The organism is Bacillus sp. RK1064 (assembly GCF_051488405.1).
In the GTDB taxonomy this organism is placed as follows: Bacteria; Bacillota; Bacilli; order Bacillales; family Bacillaceae; genus Bacillus.
In genome coordinates, this window is the sequence record NZ_JBPSCZ010000001.1 from 1313325 (window position 1) to 1334555 (window position 21231).

24 protein-coding genes are annotated in these 21231 nt (G+C 41.1%); 10 read left to right on the forward strand and 14 right to left on the reverse strand.

What is annotated here, in order from left to right:
• Nucleotides 1-23 precede the first annotated feature (23 nt).
• Together hemE and ACSSTM_RS07020 are read right to left on the reverse strand one after the other, a co-directional pair.
• A complete protein-coding gene (gene hemE / locus ACSSTM_RS07015) occupies nt 24-1082 on the reverse strand; it encodes a uroporphyrinogen decarboxylase (RefSeq protein ID WP_095284974.1) in 1059 nt (352 codons plus the stop codon).
• Between the two features lie 124 nt (nt 1083-1206).
• Nucleotides 1207-3342, reverse strand: a complete 2136-nt coding sequence (locus ACSSTM_RS07020) for a transglycosylase domain-containing protein (RefSeq protein WP_034663567.1) — start codon at nt 3340-3342, stop codon at nt 1207-1209.
• A 127-nt stretch (nt 3343-3469) separates the two neighbouring features.
• Here ACSSTM_RS07020 and ACSSTM_RS07025 point away from each other — a divergent pair, with 127 nt between their 5' ends.
• Complete coding sequence (locus ACSSTM_RS07025) at nt 3470-3955, forward strand: antibiotic biosynthesis monooxygenase family protein (protein WP_034663569.1); 486 nt, start codon at nt 3470-3472, stop codon at nt 3953-3955.
• Nucleotides 3956-4019: 64 nt separating this feature from the next.
• On the opposite strand, the gene ACSSTM_RS07030 is transcribed toward ACSSTM_RS07025, so the two are convergent.
• The gene (locus tag ACSSTM_RS07030) at nt 4020-4172 is read right to left on the reverse strand and encodes a hypothetical protein (protein WP_223249501.1); all 153 of its coding nucleotides are present in this window, start codon (nt 4170-4172) and stop codon (nt 4020-4022) included.
• A 283-nt stretch (nt 4173-4455) separates the two neighbouring features.
• Here ACSSTM_RS07030 and ACSSTM_RS07035 point away from each other — a divergent pair, with 283 nt between their 5' ends.
• Complete coding sequence (locus ACSSTM_RS07035; protein WP_034663572.1) at nt 4456-5643, forward strand: M20 family metallopeptidase; 1188 nt, start codon at nt 4456-4458, stop codon at nt 5641-5643.
• A 225-nt stretch (nt 5644-5868) separates the two neighbouring features.
• Here ACSSTM_RS07035 and ACSSTM_RS07040 read toward each other — a convergent pair whose 3' ends face one another.
• Genes ACSSTM_RS07040 through ACSSTM_RS07050 form a run of 3 tightly spaced genes read right to left on the reverse strand, consistent with a single transcriptional unit; the run spans nt 5869 to nt 8583 of the window.
• Nucleotides 5869-6576, reverse strand: coding sequence for an EcsC family protein (locus tag ACSSTM_RS07040; RefSeq protein ID WP_034663574.1), 708 nt, complete (start codon nt 6574-6576; stop codon nt 5869-5871).
• 53 nt (nt 6577-6629) lie between these two features.
• Entirely contained in the window at nt 6630-7850 is a 1221-nt protein-coding gene (locus tag ACSSTM_RS07045) for an ABC transporter permease (RefSeq protein ID WP_034663577.1), read from the reverse strand.
• Complete coding sequence (locus tag ACSSTM_RS07050; protein ID WP_003212171.1) at nt 7843-8583, reverse strand: ABC transporter ATP-binding protein; 741 nt, start codon at nt 8581-8583, stop codon at nt 7843-7845. The genes ACSSTM_RS07045 and ACSSTM_RS07050 overlap by 8 nt, the downstream gene beginning before the upstream one ends.
• A gap of 487 nt (nt 8584-9070) precedes the next feature.
• On the opposite strand from ACSSTM_RS07050, the gene ACSSTM_RS07055 reads away from it, so the two are divergent.
• The 3 genes from ACSSTM_RS07055 to ACSSTM_RS07065 all read left to right on the forward strand — a co-directional run bounded on the left by ACSSTM_RS07055 (nt 9071) and on the right by ACSSTM_RS07065 (nt 11383).
• Nucleotides 9071-9499: an HIT family protein gene (locus ACSSTM_RS07055; RefSeq protein ID WP_034663580.1), complete on the forward strand. Its 429-nt coding sequence runs from the start codon at nt 9071-9073 to the stop codon at nt 9497-9499.
• A gap of 160 nt (nt 9500-9659) precedes the next feature.
• Nucleotides 9660-10739, forward strand: a complete 1080-nt coding sequence (gene serC / locus ACSSTM_RS07060; protein WP_034663581.1) for a 3-phosphoserine/phosphohydroxythreonine transaminase — start codon at nt 9660-9662, stop codon at nt 10737-10739.
• A 125-nt stretch (nt 10740-10864) separates the two neighbouring features.
• The gene (locus ACSSTM_RS07065) at nt 10865-11383 is read left to right on the forward strand and encodes a tryptophan transporter (protein ID WP_024425455.1); all 519 of its coding nucleotides are present in this window, start codon (nt 10865-10867) and stop codon (nt 11381-11383) included.
• A 49-nt stretch (nt 11384-11432) separates the two neighbouring features.
• Here ACSSTM_RS07065 and ACSSTM_RS07070 read toward each other — a convergent pair whose 3' ends face one another.
• Entirely contained in the window at nt 11433-11624 is a 192-nt protein-coding gene (locus ACSSTM_RS07070; protein ID WP_003211362.1) for a hypothetical protein, read from the reverse strand.
• 128 nt (nt 11625-11752) lie between these two features.
• Between ACSSTM_RS07070 and ACSSTM_RS07075 the strand changes: the two genes are divergently transcribed.
• Together ACSSTM_RS07075 and ACSSTM_RS07080 are read left to right on the forward strand one after the other, a co-directional pair.
• Nucleotides 11753-12109 carry a YtxH domain-containing protein gene (locus tag ACSSTM_RS07075; RefSeq protein ID WP_034663584.1) on the forward strand — a complete coding sequence of 119 codons (357 nt, stop codon included), beginning with the start codon at nt 11753-11755 and terminating at the stop codon, nt 12107-12109.
• Nucleotides 12110-12296: 187 nt separating this feature from the next.
• The gene (locus ACSSTM_RS07080; RefSeq protein ID WP_034663587.1) at nt 12297-12917 is read left to right on the forward strand and encodes an HTH-type transcriptional regulator Hpr; all 621 of its coding nucleotides are present in this window, start codon (nt 12297-12299) and stop codon (nt 12915-12917) included.
• Here ACSSTM_RS07080 and ACSSTM_RS07085 read toward each other — a convergent pair.
• The gene (locus ACSSTM_RS07085) at nt 12895-13239 is read right to left on the reverse strand and encodes a YhaI family protein (protein ID WP_034663590.1); all 345 of its coding nucleotides are present in this window, start codon (nt 13237-13239) and stop codon (nt 12895-12897) included. The two genes, ACSSTM_RS07080 and ACSSTM_RS07085, sit on opposite strands and share 23 nt — an antisense overlap.
• 232 nt (nt 13240-13471) lie before the next feature.
• Between ACSSTM_RS07085 and ACSSTM_RS07090 the strand changes: the two genes are divergently transcribed.
• Both ACSSTM_RS07090 and ACSSTM_RS07095 read left to right on the forward strand, forming a co-directional pair.
• Nucleotides 13472-13990 carry a DUF3267 domain-containing protein gene (locus ACSSTM_RS07090; RefSeq protein ID WP_034663593.1) on the forward strand — a complete coding sequence of 173 codons (519 nt, stop codon included), beginning with the start codon at nt 13472-13474 and terminating at the stop codon, nt 13988-13990.
• An 82-nt stretch (nt 13991-14072) separates the two neighbouring features.
• Nucleotides 14073-14258, forward strand: a complete 186-nt coding sequence (locus ACSSTM_RS07095) for a hypothetical protein (protein ID WP_072368131.1) — start codon at nt 14073-14075, stop codon at nt 14256-14258.
• A gap of 53 nt (nt 14259-14311) precedes the next feature.
• Here the strand turns inward: ACSSTM_RS07095 and ACSSTM_RS07100 are convergent, their stop codons facing one another.
• On the reverse strand, nt 14312-14401 hold the full coding sequence (locus ACSSTM_RS07100; RefSeq protein ID WP_017360317.1) for a YjcZ family sporulation protein: 90 nt from the start codon (nt 14399-14401) through the stop codon (nt 14312-14314).
• 145 nt (nt 14402-14546) lie between these two features.
• Nucleotides 14547-14633 (reverse strand): YjcZ family sporulation protein, encoded by an 87-nt coding sequence (locus tag ACSSTM_RS07105; RefSeq protein WP_008361129.1) that lies wholly within the window; start codon nt 14631-14633, stop codon nt 14547-14549.
• A 161-nt stretch (nt 14634-14794) separates the two neighbouring features.
• On the opposite strand from ACSSTM_RS07105, the gene ACSSTM_RS07110 reads away from it, so the two are divergent.
• Complete coding sequence (locus ACSSTM_RS07110; RefSeq protein ID WP_003211354.1) at nt 14795-15679, forward strand: peptidylprolyl isomerase; 885 nt, start codon at nt 14795-14797, stop codon at nt 15677-15679.
• A 53-nt stretch (nt 15680-15732) separates the two neighbouring features.
• Here the strand turns inward: ACSSTM_RS07110 and ACSSTM_RS07115 are convergent, their stop codons facing one another.
• From ACSSTM_RS07115 to ACSSTM_RS07130, 4 genes are all read right to left on the reverse strand, one after another.
• A complete protein-coding gene (locus ACSSTM_RS07115) occupies nt 15733-15960 on the reverse strand; it encodes a sporulation YhaL family protein (protein ID WP_034663596.1) in 228 nt (75 codons plus the stop codon).
• Between the two features lie 116 nt (nt 15961-16076).
• Entirely contained in the window at nt 16077-17024 is a 948-nt protein-coding gene (gene yhaM, locus ACSSTM_RS07120; protein WP_034663598.1) for a 3'-5' exoribonuclease YhaM, read from the reverse strand.
• A gap of 62 nt (nt 17025-17086) precedes the next feature.
• A complete protein-coding gene (locus ACSSTM_RS07125) occupies nt 17087-19876 on the reverse strand; it encodes an AAA family ATPase (protein ID WP_437404107.1) in 2790 nt (929 codons plus the stop codon).
• Between the two features lie 16 nt (nt 19877-19892).
• Nucleotides 19893-21107 (reverse strand): metallophosphoesterase family protein, encoded by a 1215-nt coding sequence (locus tag ACSSTM_RS07130; RefSeq protein ID WP_034663603.1) that lies wholly within the window; start codon nt 21105-21107, stop codon nt 19893-19895.
• Nucleotides 21108-21231: the final 124 nt, after the last annotated feature.

The following is a 21231-nucleotide window of genomic DNA, read 5'->3' on the forward strand; positions in this document are numbered from 1 at the left end:
TCCTTCAGATCATTTGAAATAGTTTAGATGGATGTTTTTTTATGTTTAGCTGAATAGTCGTGAATAAAATCGGTCAGCTTCTTTAACGTATCTGGTGAAACATCTGGAAATACCCCATGACCTAAGTTAAAGATGAAGTGATCTGATTTCATCCCTTGATCTAAAATATCTTTTGCTCTCTCTTCAATGACTTCCCAAGGAGAAAGTAAGATCGTTGGATCAAGATTCCCTTGTAACGTTTTTGCGAGCCCTTCTTTTCGAGCTTCGTCTACACTCATACGCCAATCCAGTCCAACGACATCTAGCGGCAGGTCATGCCAATCTTTCACCAGATGACTTGCCCCAACTCCGTACATGATCATTGGTACATTTTCACTCTTCAACTCTGTGAAAATTCGCTGCATGACAGGTTTAATGAATGTCCGGTAATCTGCTGCATTTAAAGCACCAACCCATGAGTCAAAGATTTGAAACGCACTGACCCCTGCTTTTACCTGCGCGCGTATGTACGTGATCGTCATATCAGCTAATTTGTTCATGAGCAGCATCCATGTCTCAGGCTCACTGTACATTAGCGCTTTTGTTTTATGATAGTTTTTAGATGGGCCGCCTTCAATCATATAGCTAGCCATCGTAAATGGTGCACCAGCAAAACCGATGAGCGGTACATTCAGCTGCTCCTTCGTTAAAAGGTGAATGGTGTCAAGCACATATGGCAGGTCTTCTTCAGGATGAAGTGCCCCAAGACGTTCGATATCTGCTTTTGTCCGTATCGGTGAATCAATCACAGGTCCAATTCCATTTTTAATTTCAACGTCCACTCCAATAGCCGGAAGCGGGGTCATAATATCTTTATATAAAATCGCGGCATCTACACCATATTGTTCTACAGGAAGTCGTGTTACATAAGCGCATAATTCTGGCTGATGCGTAATTTCAAATAGCCCGTATTTTTCTTTAAGGGCACGATATTCAGGCTGTGAGCGTCCTGCCTGCCTCATATACCAAACTGGTACATGGTCTGTTTTTTCCCCTTTGCACGCCTTTAAGAACGTGTCATTAAAAGCCTTCGTTTTTCCCATTACCTTTCATTCCACCTTTCGCCTTACACTCTCTTTGTATAAGGCTCAAACACTGCTTTTACTATACCGCTTTTTCAAGGCACGGTATACTAAACCGGCTCATTGTTCAAAAAATCGCCGAATATTAACGTCCAAAAGCCTCTGGCTTGACATATGGACTGCCTTCTCCTTCTTCTTGCGTTTGGGTATTATATGGAACCACCTTATACTCCGCATCTGAAAACACATTGGCATACGGCATTGTGTAGCTGCCCACGCCTGTCACTGAATCGATCATCGTCTCGTTTCCATTTCTCTTTTCATAAATACGGTATTCAACCCGTTTATCCTCTTGCTTGTCCCAAGACAGCTCTAATGTAAACAACCCTTTGATTTTAAACGCATAGCGGGCTTCAAATCCTGAAAGTCCCTCTAAATGGATTGGCGCTTGAAGTTCTTTAATCCCCTCTGGTTTTTCAAATGTTTCATTGGTGATTTGGCCTGCCGTTAAAATATCCTTAAACAGCTGAACCGGGTATTGACTGCCGCCAGTTAAATAGTGACTGTTATCGGTTTTGTCATACCCCATCCAGATGGCACCTGTTGTACTTGGCGTATAGCCGGCAAACCAAGCATCTTTTGTTGCACCTTTCACACCTGAATATGTGGTCGTGCCTGTTTTACCTGCTAAATCTCCAGCATATGAACCGCTCTGAGCTGTTCCGCCTTTGACGACTTGTTGCAGCATTCTTGTCATATTCCAAGCATTCTGAACGCTAAACACTCGTTCTGACTTACTGTGATTCTTCTCTACCGTTTCTCCTTCATCATTGGTGATTTTCTGAATGAAGAAAGGCTTTTTATATACGCCTTCATTTGCAAATGTGTGGAAAGCTCCAGCGATTTGAAGTGGAGAAACCCCTTTTTCTAAACCGCCAAGCGCCATGGCAAGTCCTTGATCCGAAATATCTATTCCCATTTTCTCGAGATATGATTTCGAGGTATCAATGCCAAGCTGGCTTAATGTCCACACCGCAGCTGTATTCTTACTTTTCATGAGGGCCTCCACCATCGTGACCTTGCCTTCATACTGCCCATCGTAATTCTTTGGTGAATAGCCGTCATAGCTTTTTTCTTTGTCTTCAAGCAGGGAATAAGGCCGGAGTTTTTTCTCCTGCATTGCCGGACCATATACCGCGATCGGCTTGAAAACAGATCCAGGCTGTCTAACAGCGGTAACCCTGTTATAGCCCCTTGCTTGATATTCTCGTCCTCCAATCGCTGCTTTTACTCCGCCAGACTCGTTATCAATAAAGACGGCACTGCTTTCAGGAGAACCGCTTTTTCCCGGGAAATAACGGTTGTTTTTCATCGCATCGTAGGCGATCTTTTGCAGATTCATATCGATCGGAACTGTAATGGTATAACCGCCTTGAAGCAATTGTTCATGTGAAATGGCATACTCTGATTCTGCTTCCTTAATGATGAGATCGACATAGCTGTCCACCCAAGGTGTTTCTGATTTCTTTTTCAAATGAATGCCTAGTGTTCTCCCTTTTGCTTCTACTGTTTCTGTTGATGATAAATATCCTTGCTCATTCATTAAATTAAGGATGGTGTCCCGCCTTTGTTTATTTTTATCAGGGTGTAAAACAGGCGAGTAAGTAGACGGCGCTTTTGGCATCGCAGCGAGTGTAGCCCCTTCACTGACAGTTAAATCTTTCACATCTTTACTAAAGTAATAATTGGCTGCTGCCTGAATACCGTAGACGCCATGACCGAAGTAAAGCTGATTCAGATACATCTCGAGCAGTTTATCCTTTGAATAATCTCTTTCTAAATTAATGGCAATAATGACTTCTTTTGTTTTTCGAAGAAAGGTTTTGTCATTTGTGAGAAAAATATTTTTTGCGAGCTGCTGAGTGATTGTACTGCCGCCCTCTACCTTTCCTCCTGCTAATATATCTCGATAAACCGCCCTTGAAATTGACTGTGCATCAATACCATGATGCTCATAAAATCGTTTGTCCTCGACAGCCACAAAAGCTTTCGCTACTTTATCAGGTACATCCTTTAATGAGACAGGGTCCCGATTTTCTGAATACATACTTGTAAGTTCTTTTCCATTCTGATCAATGATTTGGGATGAAGCGTGAAAAACAAGCTTCTTTTCATCTATGACATAATGTCCTAAAAATAAAATGGTCAGATAGCCAATAAATGAAAGTACGATGGTACTTCCTGCAATGACTAATGGAATGATTATCTTCTTTTTCTTCAAATTAGGTCACCTCATTCCTTTATACGGATAGTATGGGATGTATTGCTTCATAATATGTTTTATGGATTGACTACCAAAGAATTATATATCATTCTTTTGTTATACTATCAAGCAGGAGGCGGTTTAGATGAATGTCTATATCACATATGGAACAGCAGATTTCTTGCATAAAATCGCAAAGAAACACGATCAGGAGAATCTGCTTTATATGGTCGGAAAAGAACAAGCAGCTCTTTTCCATGAGACGGAGGGCGAGACTGTTTTTAAAGCCCCTCATGCCTATGATGTGATTTATGCGAAAGGTGAGCTAGTCCAATCTGGCTTCGTCACCTTGAATCATATCCCTGTGAAGCTTGAAAGCAGAGCACTTTTTGAATCTACTTTTCAGAAGAAGACGAACATCTCAGAACATCAGCGGGGCTTCCAGGCTCTTCGAGTGTTAAGACCGAAAAAAGATGAAGAAGTGTATTTGATTATGACACTTTGGGAATCAGAGGACTTATTTGAAGACTTTCAAGAATCAGAAGCGTTCTTTCAGCCAAATGAGGATACTGGCTCCATCTTCTCTCGTCCTGCTTTTCTCACATCCTATCATGCCGTTACAGACAATTAAGGAAGTGCTGAAAGCAGCACTTCTTTTTTTCATGAAAAAAAGCCCAATAGCTGGGCTTTTCATTTTATCGTCGTGATGTCAGCTCGTACCGATGAATGATCGGCTGAAGCACATAGAAATTCAATAGTATCCACCCTAATAAGATCGGCCACTTCAACATAGGTGAAGCACCTTTCAATTGAATGAGCATCACCAATAGCGGAATCAAGCAGATCATGAAAAAACTCATCTTGGAGACAAAGGTTTCTTTGACTTGATGACGACAGCTTGGACACATCATCATTTTCGTATGTGATAGATGAAACTTTTCAACGAAAGAAAATGCTTTTGAACAATTTGGACAGCTTCCCAACACGATTCCTCCCTTTCCCCGCTTCATATCAACTTCGACTTTTATGTAAAATGACCTTTTGATGCAGCATGCGAAATCCTCTTCTGTTGAAAGATTCTAACAATTACCATACAATCAGTAAAAGAGCATGAAGGAGGTTTTCGACTCAATGACAATATCCACTTTACAAAAAAGCATTAATGAACGTCTTGATGAACATTATGAGGAAATGGTTGAAATTAGACGCCATCTCCACATGAATCCTGAACTTTCTTTCCAGGAAGAAGAAACAGCCGCTTTCATCGCCAACTACTATGACACATTACATATACCAACATGCACACAGGTGGGCGGCCATGGTGTACTCGCCTTTATCGAAGGAGCTTCTCCGGGGCCGACGATTGCCCTCAGGGCTGATTTTGATGCACTTCCCATCCATGATGAAAAGGAAGTGCCTTACAAATCAACAAAGCCAGGTGTGATGCATGCATGCGGGCACGATGGGCACACAGCGACACTACTTGTCTTAGCGAAAATCTTGAATGAGCACCGCGATCAATTAAAAGGGAAAATCGTCCTCATTCATCAGCACGCAGAAGAATATGCGCCAGGCGGTGCAAAACCAATGATTGAAGACGGCTGCTTAGACGGTGTCGATGTCATATTCGGTACGCACCTTTGGTCTCCAGAGCCTTGTGGCACCGTTCTTTATAAAAGCGGGAACTTTATGGCAGCCGCCGACCGCTTCTCTATTCGAGTTCAGGGGAAAGGCGGACACGGCGCCCAGCCTCACTTAACGAAAGATGCTGTACTCATCGGTTCACAAATCGTCGCAAACCTGCAGCAAGTCGTTGCCCGTAAAGTCAATCCAGTTGATTCTGCTGTTGTATCTGTTGGAGGTTTTGTGGCAGAGAATGCTTTTAACGTCATTGCAGATTCAGCTGTTTTAACTGGTACTGCACGATCCTTTGAAGAAAGTGCACGACACACCATCGAACGAGAAATTGAACAGGTCGTGAAAGGGGTGTGCAACATGCATGATGCCGACTACACATATGAATATGTGAGAGGATATCCTGCTGTCAAAAATCATCCAAAGCCGACTGAATATATTGCTGACATCGCAAAACAGACAGAAGGTGTCACAGAAGTAAAAGAAGCGGAAACCCAAATGGGTGGAGAAGATTTTGCTTACTACCTTCAGCATGTTCCTGGTACCTTCTTTTACACAGGCGCCATGCCTGAAAACAGCCAAGACGTGTATCCCCATCATCACCCAAAATTTGATATCAACGAAAAAGCAATGCCTGTCGCAGCAAAGGTACTCGCCCGTGCCGTCCTTTCCTACGATGAATGAAAAAAAGCCGCTGTCGCCAGCGGCTTTAGATTATTGACAAAGGGCTAAAATGATTTTTATTTTAGCCCTTTGTCTTCTTTTCAGTGTGATAGAAAACCTTTGAAGTCTAGGAAGGACGAGTACCGGAGCGGAGCGAATTGAACATTCGTGAGTACCGGAACGCAGACCTGACAACGAATGCGAGGGTTTGTCTACACGCTGATGCCGCTGTCACCAGCGGCTTTTCTATTTCATTTCTTTCAACACTCGTAAGTGAAACACATGACGAGCGACATCTCCGAGCTGTCCTGTCAGCTGATGATTTGCCACACCGCCAACAGCGGCTCCGACGATCGGCATTAATTGAAATAGCTTCACTAGGTCAATGTAATCTCGATACTCCTGCTGAAAGCTGTACCAATCCATTTCCTCGCGGCTCGTTTCCCAATCATCTATGATGTACATCATTTTTTGACGATGTGCACTGCCGGAAAAGGCGAGTTGAAATATACAGAGCAAAAAGAGTCTTTCCTCTTTTTGAGACAAATCAAAGCCATAAATACATGCCAGCTCATAAAGACATTTCATCTTAATGCTAAGCAGCAGCGGAAAGTCTGCCATACCGAGCAATATACCACCTGCACCTGTTCCAATTCCTTCGATCGCAGCTGCCTTTTGATAGTACTTCACTTTCTCCTTTGCCAGTTCATTTCGCTCGATGATAGATAATTGCTCATCAATCACCGAAAATGAAGTGAAGTGCGATCCTGATACGGTGGATTCAACCATTGTTTTGACCGCACTTGTGATGACTTGATGAAATCGAGCAGGGATTCGGCGGTTCACCTGCTGCTGAACTCCTTTTGAAAACCGTTCGATCTTTGAAGGTTTTCTTAAAAAACGCGTTTGAAAAAGAATGGCTTCTTCATACAACTCCCGTTCAGCTGCATTCATCCGGTCCCCTCCTTGATGTCATCATACGCTCGCTGTCAGAAACATATCTCCGCTTATCTCATCTTTTTTAATCGACTGAGTACGTAAGGCTTGAAGAGGACAAGCACAAATGCCAGCGAAATCAGAAGGGCAAGTCCACTTCCCTGCCATCCTCCTGCCGGGAGTACTGCACAGCTCAGCAATATCGATTGAATAATAAGCACATTACGAACGAGAACAAAAAAGCTCCGATCCTTTTCTTGATGAGCAACTGGATAAAGTGCCTGTAATGAAAGATGCGCAAAGTGCTTCGTTAACGGCACAAGCTGTACACCTGTGATAAACACGGTGAACAAGACAAGCAGCGCACCCACCCAGCCTGCTGCACCTGTATACAAAATAATCAGCACAAACACGGCGGTTAGCCTAAACACGAGACCAAAATAGTCATTTGAACGTAAAAACGCCCTCACATACATGTAAGAAAAAGTTTTACGCTGGTCATACGGAACAAACTGCAAAAGCCAGTCCATGTATGCTCTTCTTTTCACCTGTTTCTTTAAATGAGGCACATCTGTAAATAAATTGGCCAAACGATAAAAACGCTGTTTTCGTTTTAATTCGTCAGAAATATGCAATTCCCATTGAAAAGGCTGTTTTTTTACTGCATTGGTTAAGTAAACGAGATAGACACTATAGATCAGATAAAAAACGATTGCGATTGCATAGGATGCCTGTAAAACGGTATAGATCAAAATCATATTCAATAGAAAACGAAGGACTGCATCAAGCCATCTGATCTGTTTTCCTTGAAAATAAGTGATCCTCCATTGAATTGCTGTATTCAAGCCCTTGATCAAAATCATTTGCGCCAATATCAGCACATACATCTTGAGGCCGCCTGAAGACACCGCAGAATAAAGCGGAAGTGCAACAATGGATACGGCAATAAGAGGAAACAGCTGAGAAATGAAGCTAAAATTAAAAGCTTGTTTTAAATAAGGCTCCATCTTCCCTTCCAAAGGAAGCAAAAACACGAGATCTGCTTCTTTGATCAACGTACGCACGTAAGAGCTTGTCAGCACCAATGAAAAAACAACTGCCATGACCCAGTAGGATGGGAAGTGAGCCGGAATCTGTTTGAGCCAGTTACTATACCAGCTCGCTCCGCCTGCAAGGAAAAAAATGAGCACAATGACAAGATGATCATTGAACATGTATTTTAAATATTTTCTTGTATCTTGCATGTGTTCCTCTAATCGGGATTTCCAAATGGTTTGCGTCATTTTACTCATAGCTTTCTTCCTTTGTTAATTCCAAATAAAGATCATCGAGTGTCGCATCTCTCATATTGAACTGTTCTCTCAGCTCTGTCAGTGTTCCTTTCGCTCTGATTTCCCCTTCATGCAAAATAATAAAGGAATCACAATAGCGCTCAGCTGTCGCCAAAATATGCGTCGACATCAGGACACTTGCGCCGTTTTTCTTCGCAGCATTCATCCGTTCAAGAAGTGCATTAATCGCAAGAGGATCAAGCCCTAAAAACGGTTCATCGATGATATACAGTTCTGGTTCAACAAGGAATGCACACATAATCATGACCTTCTGCTTCATTCCTTTTGAAAAATGAGCAGGGAACCATTTCAAACGTTTCTCCATTCGAAATTCTTTCAGCAATGACGGCAGACGTTCATCTAATTGTTCCTTTGACAGACCGTAAGCCATCGCTGTCAGCTCTAAATGCTCTTTTAAGGTTAATTCTTCATATAATACAGGTGTTTCTGGAATAAACGTAAATTGCGAACGATACGCCTCTTGATCGTCTTGAAGAGTTCGTCCATTCAATTCAATGACACCTTTATGCGGTTTCATGAGCCCGATGATATGGCGAATGGTTGTGCTTTTCCCCGCCCCGTTTAAGCCGATGAGACCGACGATTTGATTTCTTTCTAATTCAAATGAGATATTTTTTAGAACGGGATTCTTCGTATATCCACCCGTTACATCTTTTACAGTGAGAAGGGACATGAATTCGTTCCTTTCTTTCTTTTTTCCTTTATAGTAACAAAAACGAAAGGTAATTTGAAATGTTTACCTATAACCGCGGCATGAATAAAAAATAGGCGCTTTGGTCATCATAATGTATGTAGAAGAAATGAACTTGATGACCAATAAGTAAATGAGGTGTTTGTTAAAGGCAAAGAACCGCATGACAAGTTGGTTTTTCATCTAAAAACCTTAGCTTCTGTTTTGCTTCACTGATTCTTGATTTTTGTGTCCTATACAATATGTATACGACAAACCAAAACGTCAAATGAGGTGTTTACGGCAGAAATAGCAGGCATATGAATTCTTTATTTCAGTAAATAGAGAATTCAAAAGGCATATCGAATGAAAGCATCAGCATTTCTTCTGCAGGAGCAGGATGAGCGACCAAAGGAGTTCGCTTGTCCTGTTTTCTTTTTTGCTTCTTTTTGTGATACGATGAAGGAAAATGAATGAGGAGTGACATGACGTGAGCGATTGTATTTTTTGCAAGATCATTGATGGAGACATTCCATGTGCAAAAGTATATGAAGACGAGCATGTATTGGCTTTTCTAGATATTAGCCAAGTAACAAAAGGACATACCCTTGTAATCCCGAAAATACATAAAGAAAATATCTACGAGATGACACCAGAAGTGTCTAATCACTACTTCCAAGCGATTCCGAAAATTGCAAGAGCAATCAAACAGGAATTTGAACCAATTGGGTTAAACCTTCTGAACAACAACGGCGAAAAAGCCGGACAATCTGTGTTCCATTACCATATGCATATCATTCCGCGCTACGGAAAAGGCGATGGCTTTGGTGCCGTATGGAAATCACATCAAGAGCAATACACGTCAGAGGATTTAAAAGATATTTCTTCTGCCATCCACACGCGGCTTACCTCATCTTAATAGATGAGGTTTTTCTTATTTCTACCCCCTTTTTATCCCCTCCATCTCTTAATAGTATGATATTTAGAACGATTCAAATTTTTTGTCCAATTGCTTCAAATTTGTGATAGGATGGTTTTATCTTTTGATCCATTAACGCGAGAAATAGGGAGAGATTGTGATGAAGCGAACGACGAATTTTAATGCTGGTCCGGCGGCACTGCCGCTAGAAGTGCTTCAAAAAGCACAGGAAGAACTTGTTGATTTTAAACAAACTGGGATGTCTGTGATGGAGCTGTCTCATCGCAGCGGTGAATATGAAGAAGTCCACAATAAGGCAAAAGCACTGTTGGTGGAACTGATGGATATTCCTGAAGATTACGAAGTCCTCTTTTTACAGGGCGGAGCTAGTCTTCAATTTGCGATGATTCCTATGAACTTCTTACATGAAGGCGAAACGGCTCATTTCATTCAAACAGGCGCTTGGTCAGAAAAAGCATTATCAGAAGCAAAAGGGTTTGGTGAAACATCTGTGTTTGCTTCAAGTGAAGACGACAACTACTCGTATATTCCAGAAGTAGATGCCTCCGGTTTAACAGATGGCGCTTACTTACACATCACATCAAACAATACGATTTTCGGCACTCAATGGATAACGTTCCCAGACACGTCATTGCCGCTCGTTGCAGATATGTCCAGTGATATTCTCAGCAAAAAAATCGATGTTTCTCAATTTGATTTCATTTATGCTGGGGCACAAAAAAACTTAGGGCCTTCTGGTATCACGATTGTGATCGCGCGCAAACGTTTATTAGAGAAAGAGAAAAGCAGCACACCGAAAATATTAAAATATTCAACACACGCAAAAGCCAACTCTCTTTATCACACACCACCGACTTTTGCGATTTATATGCTGTCTCTTGTCCTTGAGCATGTCAAACAGGCTGGCGGCGTAGAAGCAGCGGAAAAACGCAATGAACAAAAAGCAGGCATTCTCTACGACACAATTGATCAAAGCGGTGGTTTTTACAAAGGACACGCACGCACTGACAGCCGTTCGCATATGAATGTCACGTTTACCCTTCGTGATGATTCGCTCACTGCTTCCTTTGTAGAGAAAGCAAAGCAGGAACAAATGGTTGGACTTGCCGGCCATCGTTCTGTCGGTGGATGCAGAGCATCTATTTACAATGCGGTATCGATTGAAGACTGCCAAAAGCTTGCGGACTTTATGAAAAAGTTCCAGCAAGAAAATGAGTAAAAAAGCTTTTCTATAGAGAAATAAATTTGTTATAATAACGAGAAATATAAAGTGATGACTCTTGCAATAAATGATGAGCCATATTATTGGAGAGTCCTAAGAGCTTAGCAGAGGAGAGCATAGAAATGAAAACAAAAGAATTAGTGATTATGTCATTGCTTGCAGCAATGGGAGCTGTTTTGCATACGATTTTCCCGCCCATCTTTTTCGGAATGAAACCTGATATGATGCTGGTCATGATGTTTTTAAGCATCATCCTTTTCCCAAAGGTACAGCATGTAGTGGTTATTGCCCTAGTAACTGGCGTCATTTCTGCATTAACAACGGGTTTCCCAGGCGGACAAATTCCAAATATGATTGATAAACCAGTGACAGCCTTTATCTTCCTAGCCCTTTTCTTATCTTGCTTGAAGATAAAGAACAAAGTGGTGCTGACCGCTGTGTTAACTGCGATTGGAACCATCGTATCCGGCGTGATTTTCCTATCTGCCGCTTTACTAATTACTGGACTGCCAGCTGCATTACCGGCACTTCTTGTGGGCGTTGTCCTTCCAGCAGCCGTGATTAATACCATTGCCATGGTATTTGTCTTCCCAATTGCTCAGTCCATTCTAAGGCGTGCAAGAATGATAGAAGTTGCTTAACGAATAATCGAACCTCTTCATAATAGATGAAGAGGTTTTTTTCATGCTTTTATAAAAGAAAAAGGGTCAGCAGCAAAATGAGGAGCGAAATCCCTGCACCTGCCGCACACACAAGTGCTTTTTGCTTTAATACATGTTTTGGCGGATAAGACCCTGCATACCCCAGCTGTCTTGCATAATGAATAGAACCACCTGTAAAAACGACACCGATACACGTAAAAACGAACAGAAAGACAGACAACCTTCTCCCCTCCCTTTTCTTCAAAAGTATGCTAAAATAAAGCAAGCTATGTATGGAAGTTCAATGAAGCTGATCGTCAGCTCAGAGAGAACATGCGAATGTGTAAAATTTGACTAGAGGTGATTTGAATGGCTAGTGGACGTTCTTTATTAACAGGATTATTTGTAGGCGGTCTCCTCGGAGGTGCGGCAGTGCTCCTGACGACTCCCTCTTCTGGCAGAGATGTGCGCGGAAAGATGAAAGACGGCTATGACAAATTCGAAGATACGCTGACAAGATTAAAAAGAGATGGACAAGCTTTAAAAGAGCAAATTGTTGAAACAGCAAAAGAAAGCGCAGAGGTCATTAAAGAAGTCGGAACTGAATTACAAGCATCGATTCAGCAATGGCGCGAAGAAATCAAACCTCACCAGCAGGACTTGCAAAAGGAAATTCAGGAAATTGAGGAAAAGCTCAAACAACTGGAGAAAACCTTACAAAACTAATATACTCACGAAAAAATATTCGTTTACAAAAGTGTGCGGGGTGCGTATCCCGCACTTTTTTTGTTGAAAAAAGGTTATTTTGTCAATGTTTTTCATGAGTTTTAAAAATTCTTGAATTTTCAGCTTTATTAATCTTTATTTTATTGGCATAATAGAATTACAAGAAAAAGAGAAGTAGGTGAAATGGATGAATCATTCGGAACAGCCTTTCGATGTAAAAGAAGCACTTTTATTCAGTCAAAGAATGGCCCAATTGAGCAAAGCTCTTTGGAAATCCATTGAAAAGGACTGGCAGCAGTGGATCAAACCGTATAACCTAAATATCAATGAACATCATATTTTGTGGATTGCGTATCAATTAAAAGGAGCTTCAATATCAGAAATTGCAAAGTTTGGCGTCATGCATGTATCAACGGCGTTTAACTTCTCCAAGAAACTGGAGGAACGAGGATTTTTAAAATTTTCTAAAAAGTTAAACGATAAACGCAATACGTATATTGAGCTAACGCCAAAAGGCGAAGAGACATTCCATAAACTACTTGAAGATTATGACCCGGCACGAACTGGTATTGTCAAAGGCGCACAGCCGCTTCATGACATTTACGGAAAGTTCCCTGAGATTTTAGAAATGATGTGTATTATCCGAAACATCTATGGTGAGGATTTCATGGAGATTTTTGAGAAATCGTTTTCAAACATTGAGAAGGACTTTTTGAATGAGCGAGGAAAAGTCACGAAAAAGCCTGAGGAACTTGAAGACTCAGCTGATGCAGCAGAAAAAGCGGCTAAAGCAAATCAAATTGTTTAATGATCTTTATAAATTCATTCATTAACGGCTGAAACAGCCCTTGATCATGCAATGCAAATATCGTCTCATGCACATCCAGCTTTTCAATTAACTGTCCTGCAAAAAGCGCAAGCATATCGTCAAACATGACGTAGCCTTGTGCTTTTTGCTTGTCCATTTCCTCTGAAAGCTCAGCACAAATACGCTCAATTTCCTTCGCCTCTTCTTTCGATACCCGCTGCCTGATCAATAATGCATAATATGGATAACGGCTCATATCGGTCGCCGTCAGCAAAAGTTCCATATAATATTCGAGCTGGCTCATTCGTTCCTCAATACTCATGTACGTTCCCTCTTTCTCTTAGTCTTTCTATTTTAGCCGAAATTACTCATTGACGAAAGAGACGAACCTCCCTCTTCTGTCTTTTTTTCTTGAAAAACCCAAAGTTTCCTCTCTTTATTCCATATGAAGGCAACATTTTATTTTTTTTCAACAAAACCATTGATTTTTATCCTCAGGAAGAGTAAATTATCTTGAGATATTCAATTAGTTTTTTAAGATTGGAAGGATGAAAATGAATTGTTGGAAAACCATTAATCTTGAAAAGGATTATGGTTATACGAGACTGCTGATTTCAGCTATAAGTCTTGCTATACTTTTTTTCATTATGGCTTTTTTATGTTTTCAACTGACTCATCCTGAAACGAGACTAAGCAGCCACAACGCACCGCTTTTTGCTGTACTTTTACTTATGACATTGCTTGTCCACCGTGTGGTTCACTTGATCCCAGTGATGAAAAACAAGAAAAAAATGACGCTATTTAAACGAAATTGCTGGAAGCGTGTGCCAAAGAAAGTAATGCTTTATTCACTTCTCAGTCCATTTTGTGTGATTTCAACGCTTTACTTTGTGTTAGGCGTGGCGTTTCCAATGTATGCACACTATTTTATCATCATCGCAAGTATTCATGCAGGCTATTGTTTGCCTGACTTTTTATTTGCATGGAAACTGCTCAAAGCACCTAAATCCTGCATCATCGATCAAGCCCAAGACGAGTTTGATATTTTAGTTGACCAAACTTCCTCATCATAAGGTTTTTAAAGCCAACTTCTATCTTTTTCATAAAAAATTTGGTAATGTAGTATGGGAATAGCATAGAGAGGGGGGATCTCCGATAGTTTTATTTTACTTCATCGTCTTTGCCGCGTTTATTGTGTATTCAATAAACAGGCTTACTAATACATTATGCCTTGTCAGAGAGATTCCTGAAGAACGGCAAGATAAGGTGTTTCGCTTTATCAATGTATCGATACTGATCTTACTGATCTCATCATTTGTTGAAATTACCATTTCTATTTAAGATCAAAGCAAAAGCTGCCAGTTTGAGGGCAGCTTTTTGTGTATATTGATTGATTAGCAAATCCAAGATGCACCGATAATGATCAATAAGATGAATAACACGACGACTAGTGCAAAACCGCCAGCAAAGACTTCTCCTCCCATGTAAAAACACCTCCTGCCAGTTCTTGCTCTGTTCTAAGCTCAGTGTATGCAAAAAAAATGAAAACGTTTAGGCGCCTGTCATCGTTTGAAAAAAGAACCGCCCGCACGCATGGCAGGACGGCTCCTTTCTGTCACAGCGATTTAATTAGTAAAGATATGCTGCACCAACGATGATCAGCAAAATGAATAGCACGACCAATAAAGCAAACCCATTAGAATATCCTGCTCCCATATAATTCAGCCTCCTTTTTGTGATCACTATATGTGTATGCCGCGCGCAAATTTTTGACTAGACGAATGCCCTCCCATTTGCATTTCTTTTTACAGCGTGTCACAATATGTTATGATACAAGCAATGATAAATAAATTGGAAAGATTAGGAGTGTTTTTTGAATGAAAAAAATGGCTTTAGCAGCTGTAACAGCAGTTAGTGTTTTAACTCTTGGCGCATGCAGTAGCGGTGATAAAGATGTCATCGCAACAACAAAATCAGGAGATGTCACAAAAGAAGAGCTTTATACAACTCTTAAGAAACAAGCAGGTGGAGATGCTTTAAATCTACTTGTTCAACAAAAGGTTCTTGCTGACAAATACAAAGTATCAGATAAAGAAATTGATAAGAAAATGGAAGAATATAAAAAGACACTTGGTGAAGATCGTTTAAAACAACTTCAAGATGAATTCGGAAAAGATTACATCAAAGATCAAGTGAAATATGAGCTGCTGACTCAAAAGGCTGCCAAAGCTAACATCAAAATCACTGATAAAGAAGTAAAAGCGTATTACGATGACCTAAAAGGGAAAATCCGCGCAAGCCACATTTTAGTAGCTGATAAGAAAACAGCTGACGAAGTGGAAAAGAAATTAGATAAAGGTGAAAAATGGGATGCCGTTGTGTCTGAATATTCAACTGATACCGCTTCAGCAGCACAAGGCGGCGATGTAGGCTGGTTCGCAAAAGAAGGCCAAATGGACGAGAACTTCAGTAAAGCTGCTTTCAAACTAAAAGTGAATGAAATCAGCAAACCAGTGAAATCACAATTCGGCTACCATATCATTAAAAAGACCGAAGAACGCGGTAAATACGATGACATGAAAGCAGACTTGAAAAAAGAACTGCTTAACCAAAAACAAGCAGACACAAATGAAATCCAAACGATCTTAAACAAATTGGTGAAAGATGCCGATGTGAAAGTAAAAGATAAAGAACTTGAAAACACATTCAAAGAAAAGTCTCAACAACCCGCACAAAATCAACAACCTCAACAAAACCAGTAATCACAAAAAACCCCTCTGCCGTGATCGTGCAGAGGGGTTTTTATATGACCTGATTAAGCAATCGAGTCTTCATGTGCCGCCGTATCATGTGATCTTTTCACTTGCTGATCCTGACGTCTACGCTCTCTTTCTTGTTCCATTCGCTCGATAAAAATTTCTCCTTCCTTTTCAATAAAGGATTGATCAATCTCTTGCTCCTCTTTGGCCGTTGTCATTAATTTATACGCACAGAAAATAATGCCAATGATACATGCATACACCCACCATGGAAAAAACAACATTTTTTCATCGCCTCCTTTTTTCAGAACAGCTCTCTCTTCCTTTGTGTTACATGCTTATGCGAAAAGAAGACAAGTTATGAAAAAAACGCCCGCAATAAACGGACGTTTTGACATGGTTATTCGTGATGAAAGGTTGGTTTATAAAATGAACGATTCTCTAGCGCAAAAATACGTTCTGTATATTCTCCTGGCTTCACATGCTCAAGCGCACGATCCATCATATTCATCTTCGCATCTAAATTATCAATATAGTGGAGTATTTCGGCTTCCTTCACCATTGGTGGTTTCGGGCTGCCCCACTCTCCTTTTCCGTGATGACTCAGTACTAAGTGCTGTAAAATCAGAATTTCTTCTGAATCAATGCCAAGCTCTTCTGCAGCTTTCGCAATTTCTGTCACCATAATCGAAATATGACCGATTAAATTCCCTTCCACCGTATAGGTGGTTGAGACTGGGCCCGAAAGCTCTTTGACTTTTCCTAAATCATGAAGAATGATGCCTGAATATAAAAGATCTCGATCTAATGATGGATATAGGTCAACAATTGATTTAGCCAAATGCAGCATGGACACCACGTGATAAGCAAGACCAGAGACAAATTCGTGATGGTTTTTTGTCGCTGCTGGATAGTCAGCGAATTCCTGTCCATATTTTTTCAGCAAATGCCTTGTAACACGCTGTATATTAGGGTTTTTCATATCAAAGATATATTGCATAATCGTATCCATCATATCATGTTTTGGAATAGGAGCTGTTTCGAGAAAATCATCAATTCGAATTTGCTCATTTTCAGCAACAGGGCGTATATTCCTAAGTTTCAGCTGATTCCTCCCGCGATAATGATGAATATCGCCTACTACCTTCACAATGGTTTGCGCGGCATAGGTTTGTTCATCATTCTGCTTTGCATCCCATAGTTTCGCCTCAATATCTCCACTTTGATCTTGAAGAATTAACGTTAAAAATGGTTTGCCATTACTCGCAATCCCTTTAGTAGATGATTTAATTAATAAATGCAGGTCAACTTGTTCGCCGACATCATAGGTCATGATCCCTTTAGCCATTCAATAAAAGCTCCTTCCATGTTTCTGCTCATATAAGTATAACATAAGTCATTATTTGTCAATCATTCAACTGCTAAACTCGTAATCTGTCCATCTTCTGCTGCTTGCTTCATATGCTCATGACAGGTGAAATAAAACAGCTGTGTTTCAAAACGTGTGAGCTCGTTCATCATCTCCAGCACTCTTCCTAGACGAACGTGATCGAAATGAACGAAGCTGTCATCCATCATAAACGGAAGCTGACAATCTTGCTGATGAGACAAAGCGAGCGCAAAACGAATCGCCAGATAGATCTGTTCACACGTTGCCTGTGAAAGCTCCTCTGGACGGAATATTCGTCCATCCATTCTTTTCACCATCAGCAAGTCATCTTCAGGTGAAAATAAAATCGCTTCATAACGATCATTTATTAACGGTTGAATAAAACTTGAGGCTGTTTGAAGCAATGCAGGCAGCCTTGTTTCTTTATGCTCATTCAATTTTTCTCGTATGACGGAGCGGACAAGCTGAATTGCCGCCCATTTTTTTGCGAGGTGCTTCGCATGCTCCTGCTCTGCGGCAAGCTGATGAGTCAAATCAGACACCGTTCCAGAAGCTTCTATTTGCCGGATTTCCACCGCTAGTTCTGCTAAACGTTTTTCCATATTCTCCGCATTCAATTGAACGTCATGAAGGTGCTGCCTTGCTTCTGCACACTCCTCTTCAAGGAGAGGTAATCCTTTGCGAACAATCCATTCCTCCTCATCAAAACAACCGCTTCTATGAAGCTCTTGATTTAGCTGCTGCAAATGGGAAAGCCGTTCCCGGTATTCTTTAGATAGATGAGAAAGCACTTGGTAATCTTCTTTGGACTCTGCTTCTACTTGACGAAAAAGCTCGCCAGTTTGTTTTTCGTAATATTGAATTTCCCCTTCTAGTGTCGTGAGCTGCTGGATCGCATGTTGAATAGATACGTGCAATGTCTGGCGTTCTTTTTCTCTTCTCGCCTCATCTTTCAATATCTCTTGAAAAGCTGAGATATTCTCCTGAATGGTTCCTTCCTTTTTTTGAAGGATACTGCTTAACGCTGAAACCCTGCCCTCATAAATCGATTGCTGATCGGAAAGCATGCCTATTTCACGATGAAGCTCCTCATATGCCGCTGTATTCATTTTTAATTGTTTTAGGATATGGAAGGCCTCTACTAGGAAAGAAAGCTCAGACGACAAGCCAAGCTGTCTCTTCTTTTCCTCTACTTGCTGCTGGACAGGTTCCAGCTCTAGCTCCCAGTCTTCATATTGCCGAATGATTCTTTCGTACAGAAGCTCCTTCTGCCTCATAAGTGTTTCAGCTGAAGCTGCCTGCACTTGAAATGAATCAAAGGCCCCTTCGCCGCTTCTTTGTTTCATAGGGCTCATTTGACTTAATGGGTAAATGAGAAAGAAGAGAAAAACAGAAAATCCCGCAAACAAGAGCGTGATCCACCACTCTGTTAAAAAGAATAGAACAAGCAGAAGCACCACATCAAATGCGATCAAGCCTCGGAATAACGACGCCCGGGAATGAATCGGTTTCTTTTTCGATCTTGTCCCCTTCGCATCATCTTCTGCTCCGTGCTGTCTGACTTGCTGTTCCTTTAATCCTTTTAGAGCGGCTTCTGCTTCGTCCAGCTCATGTCTTGCGTGATCAAATCGTTCATCTAACTGCGCTTTTCTATCCATGAGACGAACGTATTGAGTGACAGTCTCCTTTAATTCCCACTCAAATTCAAGCGAATCGTCAATTTGTTCGAGCTTTATCGGGCGCTCCCACTTTAGCTTTGCTACCGCTTCGTCTATTTTTTGTTTCAATGAATCACGGTTTGCTCGACACTCTGCTATGTGCTTTTTCACAAGCTCAGCATCAGCTGCTTCATCTACGACTCGTTTCATCTCCATTATGGTATCCTTGTCATAGAGCGGTTGAACTTGTACGAGTGAGGTTTGCAAATGGTCTAACTTCTGCTTCAGTGCAGTCAATTGAGCCTTTTTCGGGTGAAGGTGTGATTCTAGTTTATCCAGCTCATGCTCTGTTTCTGCTCTAAAACGTTTGACTCGGTCTGGATAGCGGGCTAATTCCTTTTTTAATTCCACTTTTTTCTCAATCATGGGATAAACTTGAATGGATTCAGCCAGTTTCTGAATGTGTTCCTCAGCTTGCTTCATTTCACTTTGAAGCTTTTCGATCGTCTCTGTTAATTCAGATTGCTCCCGTTTCTTTTCGGTATAGCTGCCTTCTACCAATCTCGCTTGTTTCAGCTGACCTGTCAGCTCTTTTAAACGATCAAGCTGCTGGTTTAATTCAGGCTTGCGTCCATTTGGTTTAAACAGCTGCTCCTGCTGCTTTAGCAGCCTGCTATCCATCTTGGTGGCTGCATCCGAGCCAAATAAACTTGAGAAAAGTAGAAATTCGCCTATTTGGTCCTGGTTTAAGGCTTGGACATTTTGCAGTCCAAACACATCAAATGAATAGATTGATTGATATAATCTGCGATCCGTTCCCTTTAAAAGTGTCTGTAGAAAAGCTTCGTCTTTCACTTCACCATTCGGTAAAAATACCTGTGCTTGCCCACCGCGATCGGACGTTCTCTCAATATGAATAACGCCTAACTCATCATCTTGGCAAGTAAGGGAACCACCATAAAAAGAACCCTGTTTCGTCTTGTACATCTTGTTTTTCGGAAAACCAAATAACATCGATTCAATAAACGTTTTCAATGTCGTTTTCCCCGATTCATTCAGGCCGTAAACTAGCTGAAAACCGTCATCAGAAAAGTGAAAGGTCCGATTTGAAAATTTCCCGAAATGGGCGATATGGAGTGAACGTATTTTCATTGTGCCTCTCCTTTTCTCATAATTGCTTTAGCTGTTCTGTCAGCAGCCTTTGTGCTTCTTCTTTTATATCCACTTCATCCTCTTTTGTGAGAGCTTTTCCTGACTTTCTATAGGTTGGGTGACGCTTGATCGGTGATAGAAGCTCTTCATATGCCTCAAACTGTGAAATTTCAGCAGTGAGTTCCTTCAAAAAAGAATCTTCTGGATAGACGACATCCTCGTTTGTTCGGCAGTCAATCGATATCACCCAAACGAATACCTCTTCATCTTCTTCCTGTTCATGAAGAACGGTCAACAGCTCCTCAAGTACCTCAAGCTGAGTACGCTCAAAGTAAGGAGGAGCATCACCCGTCAATTCAATTTTCACAAAATGAGGGACGCCCTCCTCTTTCAGCTCACTGATTTTGCTATCCACAAGTGTCACAAGATCCGTCATATGAACCGTTTCTGTCATGTCTATTGCAAGTGTCTCAAACATCACATCCGCACAGCTAATAAATTCCGCTGTCTCAGAATCCTCGGAGAGTTGAATAACGTAACAGCCTTTCTCTCCTGTTTCTTTAATATGTCTGCCCTGCATGTTACCAGGGTAAATAATCAACGGGTCTTCATGCAGAAGGGCTCTCTTATGTATATGTCCAAGCGCCCAATAATCGAAATCCCGTGAAAGAAGCTGCTCAAGCTGAAATGGTGCATACGCATCATGCCCTTCTTGTCCGGCTAATGTACCGTGAAGCATCGCAATGTGATAGGCAGCATCTGTCGTTTTGACATAATGAGATGTCATATTTTCATAGACAGCCCGCTCTTTGTAGCTAAACCCATAAATACTTGCAACAAGCTGCCCCCCTCTATAGTAGGATTGCTCACTTGGTGTACTGCTTGAAAAAACGTGCACATTCTCAGGCCACTCAATCGGTGTCCATTCACCGCCTAAATGATCATGATTACCATAAATAATAAAGACGTCAATCCCTTGAGTTTGCAGTCTTAGAAACTGATTTCTTAAAAACAGCTGTGCTTTCAGACTGCGATTGGATTCGTCAAATAAATCTCCGCTCAGCAGCACAAAGTCTACTGCTCGAGCAATGGCGAGATCAAACATATTCTTCGCACTTTGAAATGTACTTTCTTTGAGCCGCTTAAATGGTAAGCTAGGGATATTCGACATTCCTGCAAATGGACTGTCTAAATGTAAATCTGCGGCATGAATAAAGGTGAGCTTAGTCAAACGTCTATCTCCTTGTCCGATACTGTCATTGTCCATATTTTATCATGCCATTTTTACGAATGCACGTTCTATCGCTCTCATTCTAAAAAACACAGTTTTAAGAGCTAAAAAAGAGGTTTTGCCT